This is a genomic window from Erythrobacter fulvus, from assembly GCF_028595285.1.
Lineage (GTDB): Bacteria > Pseudomonadota > Alphaproteobacteria > Sphingomonadales > Sphingomonadaceae > Erythrobacter > Erythrobacter fulvus.
Genome location: NZ_JAQQXQ010000001.1, coordinates 498361 through 510416, shown reverse-complemented (window position 1 = coordinate 510416; position 12056 = coordinate 498361). Strand labels below are relative to the sequence as shown.

General features: G+C 63.5%; 12 protein-coding genes. 9 read left to right on the top strand and 3 right to left on the bottom strand.

The annotated features are described in order from the left end of the window. Positions 1-33: 33 nt before the first annotated feature. Positions 34-936 (top strand): hypothetical protein, encoded by a 903-nt coding sequence (locus tag OIK40_RS02475; protein ID WP_273675897.1) that lies wholly within the window; start codon positions 34-36, stop codon positions 934-936. A gap of 26 nt (positions 937-962) precedes the next feature. After that, positions 963-1832 (top strand): HNH endonuclease, encoded by an 870-nt coding sequence (locus OIK40_RS02470; protein ID WP_273675896.1) that lies wholly within the window; start codon positions 963-965, stop codon positions 1830-1832. Positions 1833-1912: 80 nt separating this feature from the next. Here the strand turns inward: OIK40_RS02470 and OIK40_RS02465 are convergent, their stop codons facing one another. Continuing rightward, on the bottom strand, positions 1913-2746 hold the full coding sequence (locus OIK40_RS02465) for a hypothetical protein (RefSeq protein WP_273675895.1): 834 nt from the start codon (positions 2744-2746) through the stop codon (positions 1913-1915). Positions 2747-2959: 213 nt separating this feature from the next. On the opposite strand from OIK40_RS02465, the gene OIK40_RS02460 reads away from it, so the two are divergent. The 3 genes from OIK40_RS02460 (at position 2960) to OIK40_RS02450 (ending at position 6013) form a co-directional block, all read left to right on the top strand. After that, the gene (locus OIK40_RS02460) at positions 2960-3754 is read left to right on the top strand and encodes an outer membrane protein assembly factor BamD (RefSeq protein WP_273675894.1); all 795 of its coding nucleotides are present in this window, start codon (positions 2960-2962) and stop codon (positions 3752-3754) included. A gap of 76 nt (positions 3755-3830) precedes the next feature. Then, a complete protein-coding gene (gene recN / locus OIK40_RS02455; protein WP_273675892.1) occupies positions 3831-5495 on the top strand; it encodes a DNA repair protein RecN in 1665 nt (554 codons plus the stop codon). Further along, complete coding sequence (locus OIK40_RS02450) at positions 5492-6013, top strand: hypothetical protein (RefSeq protein ID WP_273675891.1); 522 nt, start codon at positions 5492-5494, stop codon at positions 6011-6013. The genes recN and OIK40_RS02450 overlap by 4 nt, the downstream gene beginning before the upstream one ends. Positions 6014-6081: 68 nt before the next feature. Here OIK40_RS02450 and OIK40_RS02445 read toward each other — a convergent pair whose 3' ends face one another. Beyond that, entirely contained in the window at positions 6082-6558 is a 477-nt protein-coding gene (locus OIK40_RS02445) for a hypothetical protein (RefSeq protein ID WP_273675890.1), read from the bottom strand. A gap of 220 nt (positions 6559-6778) precedes the next feature. Further along, the gene (locus OIK40_RS02440; RefSeq protein ID WP_273675888.1) at positions 6779-7270 is read right to left on the bottom strand and encodes a DUF2165 family protein; all 492 of its coding nucleotides are present in this window, start codon (positions 7268-7270) and stop codon (positions 6779-6781) included. A gap of 183 nt (positions 7271-7453) precedes the next feature. Here OIK40_RS02440 and OIK40_RS02435 point away from each other — a divergent pair, with 183 nt between their 5' ends. From OIK40_RS02435 to OIK40_RS02420, 4 genes are read left to right on the top strand one after another with little or no spacing between them, the layout of a single operon-like run. Further along, complete coding sequence (locus OIK40_RS02435; RefSeq protein ID WP_273675886.1) at positions 7454-8275, top strand: alpha/beta hydrolase family protein; 822 nt, start codon at positions 7454-7456, stop codon at positions 8273-8275. Positions 8276-8279: 4 nt separating this feature from the next. Continuing rightward, positions 8280-10349 (top strand): NAD-dependent DNA ligase LigA, encoded by a 2070-nt coding sequence (ligA, locus tag OIK40_RS02430; protein WP_273675883.1) that lies wholly within the window; start codon positions 8280-8282, stop codon positions 10347-10349. Positions 10350-10353: 4 nt separating this feature from the next. Further along, a complete protein-coding gene (locus OIK40_RS02425; protein ID WP_273675882.1) occupies positions 10354-11541 on the top strand; it encodes a fumarylacetoacetate hydrolase family protein in 1188 nt (395 codons plus the stop codon). Beyond that, positions 11538-12035: a CinA family protein gene (locus OIK40_RS02420; protein ID WP_273675881.1), complete on the top strand. Its 498-nt coding sequence runs from the start codon at positions 11538-11540 to the stop codon at positions 12033-12035. Before OIK40_RS02425 ends, OIK40_RS02420 begins: the two co-directional genes overlap by 4 nt. Positions 12036-12056: the final 21 nt, after the last annotated feature.

Sequence of the window (12056 nt, the reverse complement as noted above, 5' to 3'; positions counted from 1 at the left end):
TTAAGTGCTTGAAGCAATTGGGGCGGGGACACAATGAAGCACGTCACTCCACTTTCGGTTCGTTATTTGACCGATGAACCAGTTCCGATTCGTGACATCATTGCTAGTCTTCAAGGCGTGGAAACTACGCTCAATGAAGTGGCGAAGTTGCTGCCCACGTTCGTCGACGGCTTGAAGGTCGAAAAAATTGAGATCAAGGTTCGAGAAGTTGCGCAAGAAAGCCCGCTCCGAGAACTTTTCGCCGTTGCTCTCTTCATGGCGTTTCAGAAGCAACTTGAAGAAGAAATTCCTCATATAATTACAGACGCAACCGGACTGATAGTCTCTGATCGGTTCGATACCGTTATAACCCTATTGACGCTTATCGTTGTGTTTTACGGCGCTGGTGCGCTGAAGGATTTAGTGTTTGGATCAGGCGCGGATGGGGCGGCGCAGACGCAACTGGATGGTCTTATCGCTGAATTATCGCCGATGATCGGCAAATCTGAAAAAAATATTAGAGAGGTATTGGCCGATAGATATGCTGAAAAAACGCTTTGGCGACGTCTTGCCAATGCGACTTCACGGTTCTTCGCACCAAGTAAGCATCAAGATAGCGCTCCCGTTGAAGTAAACGGGCGCGAAATTCCTCAACGTGTCGTCAGGGATGTTCCGGCAGAATTTTTGGTTGAAGACGCCTCTGAAGAACATGCCTCACGGAATTTTGACGGAGTGATTATTGAGCTACATGCACAAGATCGGGATCATAGCGGACGAGGCTGGGCTGCGGTTGTTGAAGGTGTGTCCCATCAACGGTTGAGAATGAAGCTGATGACTGAAGTAAGCGCAACAGACTTGTGGAATCAAGATCGTGTGCGGGGCGATATAACGGTTCTGTATCAGAGAATTGGTTCTGATCTTGTTCCACGTGAGATACATCTACACCGATTGACCTAATCGGTAAGTCGTAGGATCGACAGCGAATGGCTTTCGGCGTGTTCATGCACAAGGATGGGTCTATCTATGACGACATTCCCGAAGTGCACTACCAGTTCAAAGAATACCACCTGCCACGAGTCGAGCCGCTGGTTGGAAATTGGGTCGTTTATCTTGAGCCAGCGAAAGTGAAGGATTCCAAGGGCTTCTTTGCTGTCGCGCGAGTCAATGACATCATCCCTGATCCTGAAATTTCTGGCCGTTACAGAGCCCTCATTGAACCCGGCAGCTATCTTCCTTTCTGGCCAACAGTGCCTCGTGAGGTTGATGGACAGCCGATAGAGCGCGACTGCTACAATGCTCAATGGTCAATACTTCCACTATCTAATTCTGACTTCGCACGCATCATCGCATTGGGTCTGCCGGATGACCAAACACTTCCCCGTGTTGGCGATCCGGAGCCGTTGAATCGCGTGCGCGAGGAACAAACGCCTTTCGAGGTAGAGCGCCCACTCGTTCAATCGCTGCTTAACCGCCCGTTCCGTGACCGCGCTTTTCGGCGTGCAGTGCTCCACGCTTATGATGGACGTTGCGCGGTGACTGGCTGGCGCTTGGTCAATGGGGGTGGGCGGTTGGAAGCCGAGGCCGCGCATATCCGTCCGGTTGAGCATGGCGGGCCTGATTCAATTCGCAACGGACTAGCACTGTCTGGCACTGCGCATTGGATGTTTGATCGCGGGCTGATTGGCGTGGCCGATAACCATGAGATCATCATTCACCGTAAAGTGAACGACCGAAGCGGCGTTGAAGCGATCATCAATCCCACCGGAAAGCTCATCGCGCCTCCGAGGGAAGCGGACCACCCGCATCCGCAGTTTTTAACTTGGCACAGAGACTTCCACGCTTTCGCCGCGTGAGTATCGTGATCTAGCCCGCCCCTCCACCACTTTTGGTGGTCCCCCTCCCCTTGCAGGGGAGGATTTTTGCGCCTTACCCCTCAAGGATCGAAACTCTCGTCTTTAAGCGTCCACCGCGTCTTCGGCGGCTCCGGCTCGGGCGGTTGCACCCTGCGCATATCCTCGGGGCGCAGTGTCGGCACCTCTGCCATCGGGTGGTCAACGATCTGCGCCCGCATCTCGTCATCCGCCCGCATCGCTTCCAGATCGCGATCACGTAGCGCGACGAAGGCTTCCCATGCGGCGCGGGTTTCTTCGGACATGCGGGCCCATTGGCGGACGCGGTCGGCTTCGACGCGGCGGCGGATTTCCTCGATCTTGCGGTCGATGCTGGCGCGCACCTCGGCCGGGGTGACGCGGGTCTGTTCGGCCTCCCATTCCTTGCGCCATTGCTGCTTGAGCCGCTTGGCCTCCATCGTGTCGATCGCGTTCATCGCGCGGGGCTTGCCATCGGCAAAGCGATCGGGGGCGCGGTTGCGCAGGATGAACATCAGCAGCCGGTCATTATACTTGCGGCGCGTGCCGATCAGCTTGCCATAGGAATAGAGCGGCTCCTCCACGCCGTTGAGCGCGCGGTCCATCACCACATCCTCGATCCGCCGCACGCCGAGATCGAGCGCGGCGGCCCAGGCATTGCGGAAGCTTTCGGCCTCGGGCTGGCGGCGCAGGTGATAGGCGCCCGACTGGCTCATATTGACGGCCTTTGCGGCGGCCTCGACGCTGCCGGTATCGGCCAGTGCCTCGATAAAGGCGATCTGGCGTTCGAGGGTCCAGCCGTCGTGGCGCGCATATTGGCGCGGGACGGGGGTGAAGGGGGGCAGCTCTCCTGCGGGGACGGGCAGGCGGGTGGTGCGGGGATCTGATCGTCTGGTCATGGGGGGTCCTTGATTGTGCACCCGCGTCCGCGGGCGCATCCTCGCTCTGTGTGCAGCAAAGCTGCACCCGCTGCGGGCGGGCAGTCGCCCTTGCGGTTGCTGGCGCAACCGGTTTGGAACACAATTCGCGCGAGTAGGAAAATGTGCAGCGGGCGGGGGAGGGCTGCACCCTTCACTTGGCGTTCAGCGAAGGCCCCGTTATAGGGTCGCTCCATGGCGACCTCGTTCTCTTCCCGTATCGCGCGCGCGGCTCTGCTCGGCGCGACCCTTGCCACCCTTTCGGCCTGTGCCGGCAGCACGGAAGGCAAGGACATCGCCTATGTCGCGCGCGACGTCGAATCGCTCTATGCCGAGGCGCAGCGGCGGCTTGACCGGGGCAATACGCTGGTCGCCGCGGCGCTGTTCGACGAGGTGGAGCGCCAGCACCCCTATTCGCCCTGGGCGCGGCGGGCGCAGCTGATGAGCGCTTTCAGCTATTACATCGCGCGCGATTACAACAAGTCGATCCAGAACGCGCAGCGGTTCCTGTCGATCCACCCCGGCAACAAGGACGCCCCTTACGCCTATTACCTGATCGCGCTGTGCTATTACGAACAGATCAGCGACGTGAACCGCGACCAGAAGATCACCGAACAGGCGCAGACCGCGCTGCGCGAGGTCAACCGGCGCTTTCCGCAGACCGAATATGCTGCCGATGCGCGGCTGAAGCTGGACCTGGTGGCCGATCACCTTGCGGGCAAGGAGATGGAGATCGGGCGCCATTACCAGCGCATGGGCCTGTGGCTCGCCGCGGACATGCGGTTCCGCAACGTCGTGGAAAAGTTCGACACCACCAGCCACACGCCCGAGGCGCTCTATCGCCTGACGGAAAGCAGCCTTGCGCTCGGCATTCCGGAAGAGGCGGTGAAATATGCCGCGGTGCTGGGCGCCAACTATCCCGGCACCGAGTGGTACGAGAAGGCGTTCAAGCTGGTGAACAAGCACGCCGAGGGCGTCACCGCGAGCTGAATATCCGGCGGTCGGGGATTGCCCCCCGCTTGAGACGTGACGCGGGCGGGGGGGTGCGCTATCTGTTCGCGCACTCATGCTGACCCGGCTTTCGATCCGCAACATCGTCCTTATCGAAGCGCTCGATCTCGATTTCGCGCGCGGGCTGGGCGTGCTGACGGGTGAGACGGGGGCGGGCAAGTCGATCCTGCTGGACGCCCTCGGGCTGGTGCTGGGCGACCGCGCGGAAACCGGCCTTGTGCGCGCCGGAGAGGACAAGGCCTCCGTCACCGCCAGTTTCGAATTCGCCGCGCTGCCGCCCGCGATTGCCGCTGCGCTGGACGATGCCGATATCGATATCGAGCCGGGCGAGCCGCTGATTATCCGGCGGCAGGTAAAGGCCGACGGCGGATCAAAGGCCTTCATCAACGATGCGCCCGCCAGCGTGGCGCTGCTGCGCGAATTGTCGCCCGCGCTGGTGGAACTGCACGGCCAGCACGATGATCGCGGGCTGGTTAACCCGCGCGGCCACCGCGCGCTGCTCGATCGTTATGCGGGAACCGACGTAGCGGGGCTGGAGCGCGCTTTTGCCGACTGGGCGCGGGCCGAGGCGCAGTTGGCCGAGGCGCGGGCCGAGGTCGAACAAGCCAAGGCCGATCAGGATCTGCTGATCGCGCACCTTGCCGAGCTTTCCGCGCTGGAGCCGGTGGCGGGCGAGGAAGAACGCCTCGCGCTCGCCCGGGCCGACATGCAGAAGGGCGAGAAGCTGTCGGGAGATCTCGAGGAATTGCGCCACCTGTGGGAAGGATCGGATTCGCCGCTCGCCGCGCTGCGTGTTGCGGCCCGGCGGCTTGACCGGATCGCCGAACAGCACCCGCTGCTGACCGAAGCGCTTGCTGCGCTGGATCGTGCGGTGATCGAAGCGAGCGAGGCGGAGGAGAAGCTGGAAAAGGCGGCCGACGCGCTGGTGCATGATCCGATGGAGCTGGAACGCGCCGAAACCCGCCTGTTCGATCTGCGCGCCGCCGCCCGCAAGCACCGCTGCGAAGTCGATGATCTGCCCGAACTGATGCGCACGATGCGCAGCCGGCTCGACGCGATCGAGGGCGGAGAGGCGCAATTGGATGCGCTGGAGGCCGCCGCCAGAGAAGCGCGCGCCGCCTATGTCGCCGCTGCTGAAAAGGCGCATGCCGCGCGCAGTTCGGCCGCGGGCAAGTTGGATGCGGCGGTGGCGGTGGAACTCGCACCGCTGAAGCTTGATGCCGCGAAGTTCCGCACGTCCGTCGCCAAACTGCCGGAAGACCGCTGGGGCGCGCAGGGCATGGACGCGGTCGAATTCCTGATCTCGACCAACCCCGGCGCGGATTTTGCGCCCCTGAACAAGATCGCCAGCGGCGGCGAGCTTTCGCGCTTCATCCTCGCGCTGAAGGTCGCGCTGGCGGAAAAGGGCGGCGCCGCGACCATTATCTTCGACGAGATCGACCGCGGCGTGGGCGGGGCGGTCGCCAGCGCGATCGGGGAACGGCTGGCGCGGCTGGCGGCGGACGGGCAATTGCTCGCAGTCACCCACTCGCCGCAGGTCGCCGCGCGCGGGCAGCAGCACTACCTCATCGCCAAGGCCTCCAGCGGCACGGTGACCAAGACCAGCGTGCGGCTGCTGGATAGCGCAGGCCGGCAAGAGGAAATCGCGCGGATGCTCTCCGGCGCGGAAGTCACGCCCGAGGCGCGCGCTCAGGCCGACAGGCTGCTGGAGGGGGTGTGAGCGGGCCAAAGGACTATGCCACGCTCGGTGCGTTCGCTGTGCTGGTTGCGGGCGCGGTCTGGCTGTCGGGCACACTTGATCGCAAGCCGCAGGTAACCGAAGCCGCCGCTGCCGCGATTGCGGCCGAACTGGATATTTACGTCGAACAGCTTTCCGGCCCTCCGGCCGGTGAGGCCGATAGCGCGACGCATCTGACGGTTTGTCTCGAAACCGCGCGCCAGCTCGATTTCCCGCTCCTCGCAAAGCGTCTGGCGCCGTCCTTCCTGCGGCCCGTTCCGGCGGCAGGCTGCACCAAGCGGACAGTCGAAGGCGATTTCGGCATGTTTACCGCGAGGACTTACTGGTTCGACGCGCAAGGCACCGAAGCAGCCCATCTGAAGATTGCCAAAGTGGACTGTCCGACCCGCAGCCGCTGCCTTGTCGATATTGACTGGTTCGGCGGAGGCAATCGCTACGAAGTCGAAAGGTCGGGCGGCAGCTGGTCCGTTACCGGATACGAAATGCGCTGGGTGGTGTAATCGCCGCCAATTCAGCCGTCCCCGGCCGCAAGCTCTTCAGCTTGCGGCCGGTACGATTATTCGCAGGGTTACTGGCCGCGGTACCACTGGCCCGTCCCGCGCGAGGCGGTATCGGAATACCATTCCATGGTCATCAGGCCGTTACGCCCCTTCGCTTCGCCTGACGTGCCCTGAATGCCGCCGACACAGCCGAGCGGCGTTTCCGGCCCGGGTTCGCCCAGATAGTTGCATCCCCAGATCACCGACGCGGTTCCGGTGGTGTCTTTGGTGGTGCAGCTCATATGGATGTCGAACAGGCCGTTGTCGGGCTGTTGCATGCCGACGCAGCGCACGGTGCCCTTTTGCACCGATCCGTCTTCGTATGTGGTGGTGTAGGCCCCGTTGACGACACCCGCGCCGCCGCCGCGACTTCCGTCCGCCCCCGTCATTCCGCCAATGGATTCAACGGGTTTCCAGACGACATCATAAGTAAAATTCTGCGCATTCGCAGGTGCAGCAAATATAACCGAAGCAGCAATTGCTGCGAAAAATGTTTGGCTTTTCATAAATATGCATCTCCTCCACTGTGCAAATACAAGCAATATTTGCACTGATTCACGAGTCGTGATGCAACCCCGCGCTATTATGGTCATATTTTTGGATTTTTCACAAGATATACATTGCAACCCTGTGGTTTGGCCGCTTTCCGGGTGCCCGCTATTCGAAAAAAGGCGCTCCGGGGTCTTGCCTGCCCGAGCCGCCAACGCAGGTGTTGGTCGAAGGCGCCTAGGCGTCCGCCTCGCGCAGGGTGAGGTAGATCAGCGTCATCATTGCCATGCCGCCGAACACCCACGAGCCCTGATTGGGCCCTTGGCCTAGCGGCATCTGCCAGAGCTGGTATCCCGCCACTGCCACGCCTTGGAACAGCCCCCACCAGTTTAGTACTGCCGCGCCCATGGCGATCTTCGCCCATGCCTTGCCGGCCTCGAATTCCCGCACGTCCGCCTTGCGCAGCGACCACAGCGTCCACGCTCCCCACAACCCGCCGAGGCCTGCCACCAGTTCAAGCGTGAACACCAGGATCATGGCGACCACGATCAGGAATTGCGGCGGCACCGGCAGCAGGGTGAGCGGATAGGCCGTCTGGTCGGCATGGCTGGTCGTATAGACGAAGAAGTCGAAGGCCTGCGGCAGATTGGCGATGTTGTGCGCGACGTAAAGCAGCGCCATCAGCGCCACGCTGGCCGTGACAACGGCTTTGAGAATGCGATCGATCATCGGTTTTCCCCCTTGGCGAACCGCGACCCGATGACAGGGCTCTTTTGCCAGACCCCCGCTTCATGCATAGCTTGGCCCATGCAAATTAGCCAAATCGCACGTGTGGAAAGGGGTCTGCTCCCGCTTCTGCTGCTTGCCGCTGCATGTACCCCTGCTACGCCCGCACCCGAGGAGTCCGCGCCCGTGCAACCGAACAACGCGACCTACGGCACCGACGCGGATCTTGCTGCCTCCGCTCCGGACGCGGTGCTGCGCTATGCCAATCATCCGCGCGGCTTTGCCGAACTGCGGCTTCCGGATGGAAAGGGCCCGTTCCCGCTGGCGGTGATCTATCACGGCGGGTGCTGGAAGACCGGTATCGCCTCGCAGGCCTATATGGCCCCGCTTGCAACCCGCTGGCAGGCGCTCGGCATCGCCACGCTCAATGTCGATTACCGCGAGGTTGGCGATGGGGGCGGGTGGCCCGGCTCCTTTACTGACTGGGCGGCCTCGGCGCGGCTGATCGACAAGGTGGCGGCGCGCTATCCGGTTGACCGCGCGGCGGTGACGCTGGTCGGCCATTCGGCGGGCGCGCTCCCGGCGCAATGGCTGGCGAGCCGGCAGGGTGCGGACGGGCCGGTGGGCGCGCGCGATCCGCTAATGGTGCGCGCGGCAATCGTGCTCGATGGGCCGGGCGATGTCGGGGCGGAACGGCCTGCCTTCGATGCGCTGTGCCAGTTCTCTGCGGTCGATCCCTTCATGGGCGGCGAGCCGATGCGCTTTCCCGAACGCTACAAGGCAATTTCGCCTTCGACGGTCGCACCGCAGCTCGCCGAGCTGCTGTTCGTGCAGGCGAAGCTGCCTGCGCCCGCGGCGGCGACACAGGCGGCGATTGCCGCAGGCGGGACGAAGGTGGCCGTGCGCGAGAACGCAGGGGCGAGCCACTTTGCCATCATCACGCCCGGCAATCCGGTCTATGCGGCAAACGAGCCTGCGATGCTGGCGGTGCTGAAGGGCGAAAACTGAGCATATGAATGACGTGACGACCCTTTCCGAAGCCGATGCCGCCAACGAATTGATGCGGCTGGCCAAGGCGATTGCGAAGCATGACCGGCTGTATCACGCCGAGGATTCGCCCGAGATTTCCGATGCGGAATATGATGCGCTGGTGCGCCGCAATGCCGAGCTGGAGGCTGCTTTTCCGCACCTGATCCGCGAGGATAGCCCATCGCGCAAGATCGGCCACGCAATTGCCGCCTCGCCATTGGGCAAGGTGACGCACGAGGTTCGCATGATGAGCCTCGACAATGCCTTCAGCCCTGCGGAAGTGGGCGAGTGGCTGGCGCGGATGCGGCGCTTCCTCAACCTGCCCGAAGGCGAGCCGCTGGCGGTGACCACCGAGGACAAGATCGACGGATTGTCGTGCTCCTTGCGCTATGAAAACGGCAAGCTGGTGCGCGCTGCGACGCGCGGCGACGGGCAGGTGGGCGAGGATGTGACGGCGAATGTCGCCTTCATTCCCGACATACCGCAAACCCTGCCTGCCGGCGTGCCCGAGGTGTTCGAGGTGCGCGGGGAGGTCTATATGGAAAAACAGGCCTTTACCGCGCTCAATGCTGCGCAGCAGGAAGCGGGCGGAAAGCTGTTTGCCAACCCGCGTAACGCCGCTGCCGGAAGCCTGCGCCAGAAGGATGCGAGCGTCACCGCGAAGCGCCAATTGCGCTTCTGGGCGCATGGCTGGGGCGCGGTGTCGCAGCTGCCCGGCACCACCCAGACCGAGGTGGTCGAGGCGATCAGAAGCTGGGGCTTTCCGGTCTCGCCGCTATTCGCGCGCGTCGTCGGCGGTACGGAGGAACTGGTCGCGCGGTTCGATGCGATCGGCAAGGCGCGGCCCGATCTGCCCTATGATATCGACGGCGTCGTCTACAAGCTTGACCGGCTCGACTGGCAGGAACGGCTGGGCTTCGTCGCCAAGGCACCGCGCTGGGCGCTGGCGCACAAGTTCCCGGCCGAACGCGCCGAAACCACGGTTGAGGCGATCGACATACAGGTGGGCCGGACCGGCAAGCTGACCCCGGTGGGCCGCCTCGCGCCGGTGCTGGTCGGCGGGGTGACAGTGACCAACGTCACGCTCCACAACCGCGACGAGATCGCGCGGCTGGGCCTGCGCGTCGGCGACCGCGTGGTGATCCAGCGCGCGGGCGACGTGATCCCGCAGGTGGTCGAGAACCTGACGCGTGAGGAAGATCGCCCCGCCTTCCCGTTCCCCGATCACTGCCCCGAATGCGGCAGCGAGGCGGTGGCGGAAGATGGCGAAGTCGATGTGCGCTGTCAGGGTGGCCTCATCTGCCCCGCGCAGCGCACCCAGCGGCTCGAACATTTCGTCTCCCGCAAGGCGCTCGATATCGAAGGACTGGGCGAGAAGACCATCGCGCAGTTTTTCGCATTGGGCTGGCTCGAAAGTCCGGCGGACATCTTCCGCCTGCGCAAGCGCCGCGCCGATATTCTCGCGCTTGAAGGCTGGCAGGAAAAGTCGGTCGACAACCTGCTCGCCGCGATCGAGGCCAAGCGCGCGCCCGACGCGGCGCGGCTGCTATTCGCGCTCGGCATCCGCCATGTCGGCGAGGTGACCGCGCGCGATCTGATGAAGAACTTCCACGAATTGCCCGTGCTTCGCGTGATCGCCGAACGTGCGCGGGAAGGCGATGCGGATGCCGTGGCGGAACTCACCGCCATCGACGGGATCGGCCCCTCGGTGGTCGAGGCGCTGGGCGATTTCTTCCACGAGCCGCACAATGTCGCGGTGTGGGAAGACCTGCTCAATGAAGTCACCCCGCCGCGCTATGAGGTGCAGACCGTTGCCAGCAGGGTTGCGGGCAAGACCGTTGTCTTCACCGGCAAGCTCGAAACCATGAGCCGCGACGAGGCCAAGGCGCAGGCCGAACGGCTGGGTGCCAAGGCGGCCGGCAGCGTCAGCGCGAAGACGGATCTGGTGGTGGCCGGGCCTGGTGCGGGCTCGAAGCTCAAGAAGGCCGCCGATCTTGGGATCGAGGTGATCGACGAGGCCGGCTGGGCGCAAATCGTTGCCGAAGCGGGGTAGGGCAATGCGCAGGCTGGCAAAGGGGTTCGCGGTGTTGATGCTGGTGGCCGTGATCGGCCTCGCCGCCGCCTGGGCAACCGCGCCTGACCCGAAAGGCAATCCCGCGACCTTCGAACAGGCAGCGCTTGATCCGCAACTCGCGCCACTGGCCGAGGCGCTGACGCTGGCGCTTTATCGCGATGCGGACGGAAAGCAGGCAACACTGCTGGTCAGCGGCTTCGACGGCAATTCGGTTACCGGCGTCCCGCTTGCGGTGCTGGGCGCTGCGCAAACCGGCAATCCGCTGCGCGATCTTGGCTCGCTGCCGCGCTTGCCCGCCGCCTTGCCCGATAGCCCGCGCATGACGCTCGCCTATGATGTGCTGCTCCCTTCGGCCCCGGGCGGCGCCGTCCATATCGGCACCGGCACCAACTTCCCCGAACATGCTGCCGAAGCGAACAGCGGATCAGTGTTCCAGTTTCCCAAGTTCGGCACCGCCACGCCCGCACGCACCACCATCACCGCGCATCCCGGCATCCTGCTTGATTACGAGGTTGAGCTCTGCATGCGCTTCGATCGCGACATTGCCAGCCTTGCCGATTTCGACGCGGCGGTGAAAGGCGTGTTCCTGTGCGGCGATTTCACCAACCGCAACGCGCTGGTGGAACTGGCCGATCCCGATAATCTCGATTCCGGCTTCGGCTTTTCCGACGCCAAGAGCGGCCTCGGCCATTACCCTTCCGGCCCGTTCATCGTGGTGCCGCGCGACTGGAAGCGGTTTGTCGAGCGTGCGCGGATGACGACAGAGGTCAATGATGATCCACGACAGGATGCGCGCGGGGGCGAGATGGTGATGGATTTCCGCCAACTCGCTGCCAAGGCGCTGGGCGACATGGACAAGCCACGCTTTCTTTATCAGGGCAGCTTCCACCGGCTCGCGCCGCAGGGCAGGATTACGACCGACATGACGCTGATGTCGGGCACATCGGAGGGTGTGATCTTCACGCCGCCCACGCGCGCCGACATGATCGAGGGGATTGCGGCCTATCTGCTGGGCGGTGGCCCTCTGTCCGGCACCGGATTGGTCGACAGCGTCAAGCGGCGCTTTATCGCCAACGAGCTGGCAGGCGGGCATTTCCTGAAAGCGGGTGACCGCGTGCGCCACGGCTCGAACCAGCTTGGCGACATCGTGGTGGAGGTGAGTGCACCATGAGCGATCTGCTGCACGAATTGCACCCCCAGGCCCTGCGTATCGCAGGCCTGCTGCGCGCGCGTGGCGAGAAAGTCGCTGTGGCGGACGGGGCGACGGGCGGTTTGATTGCCGCCAGCCTGCTGACCGTGCCCGGCGCGCTCGATTTCTTCGTCGGCGGGGGCGTCGTCTATTCATTCCGCGCGCGCGACGTGCTGTTTGCCCTGCCGCGCGAAGCCTACAAGGGCATGCGCGGGGCGAGCGACGATTACGCGCTGCTGCAAGCCCGCGCGATCCGGGATAATTTCGGCGCCGAATGGGGCCTTGCCGAAAGCGGATCGGTGGGCGGTTCGACCCATCCCAGTGGTGCGCCTGCGGGGCGCAGCGTGGCGGCGCTGGCCGGGGCGGAGGGCGAATTCACCCGCCTCATCGAAACCGGTTCGAATGATCGCATCGCCAATATGGCCGCCTTCACCCGCAACGCGCTGGCGCTGCTTGAGGACGCTCTCGCCAAATAATTTTCGCGCCCTCTGTCGAAT

What these genes read in the sequence shown, in the direction of transcription:
- OIK40_RS02420 (WP_273675881.1), top strand. Translation starts at nt 11,538, where the DNA reads ATGAGCGATCTGCTGCACGAATTGCACCCCCAGGCCCTGCGTATCGCA.
- OIK40_RS02465 (WP_273675895.1), bottom strand. Translation starts at nt 2,746, where the DNA reads ATGACCAGACGATCAGATCCCCGCACCACCCGCCTGCCCGTCCCCGCA.
- recN (WP_273675892.1), top strand. Translation starts at nt 3,831, where the DNA reads ATGCTGACCCGGCTTTCGATCCGCAACATCGTCCTTATCGAAGCGCTC.
- OIK40_RS02425 (WP_273675882.1), top strand. Translation starts at nt 10,354, where the DNA reads ATGCGCAGGCTGGCAAAGGGGTTCGCGGTGTTGATGCTGGTGGCCGTG.
- OIK40_RS02440 (WP_273675888.1), bottom strand. Translation starts at nt 7,270, where the DNA reads ATGATCGATCGCATTCTCAAAGCCGTTGTCACGGCCAGCGTGGCGCTG.
- OIK40_RS02475 (WP_273675897.1), top strand. Translation starts at nt 34, where the DNA reads ATGAAGCACGTCACTCCACTTTCGGTTCGTTATTTGACCGATGAACCA.
- OIK40_RS02470 (WP_273675896.1), top strand. Translation starts at nt 963, where the DNA reads ATGGCTTTCGGCGTGTTCATGCACAAGGATGGGTCTATCTATGACGAC.
- OIK40_RS02445 (WP_273675890.1), bottom strand. Translation starts at nt 6,558, where the DNA reads ATGAAAAGCCAAACATTTTTCGCAGCAATTGCTGCTTCGGTTATATTT.
- ligA (WP_273675883.1), top strand. Translation starts at nt 8,280, where the DNA reads ATGAATGACGTGACGACCCTTTCCGAAGCCGATGCCGCCAACGAATTG.
- OIK40_RS02460 (WP_273675894.1), top strand. Translation starts at nt 2,960, where the DNA reads ATGGCGACCTCGTTCTCTTCCCGTATCGCGCGCGCGGCTCTGCTCGGC.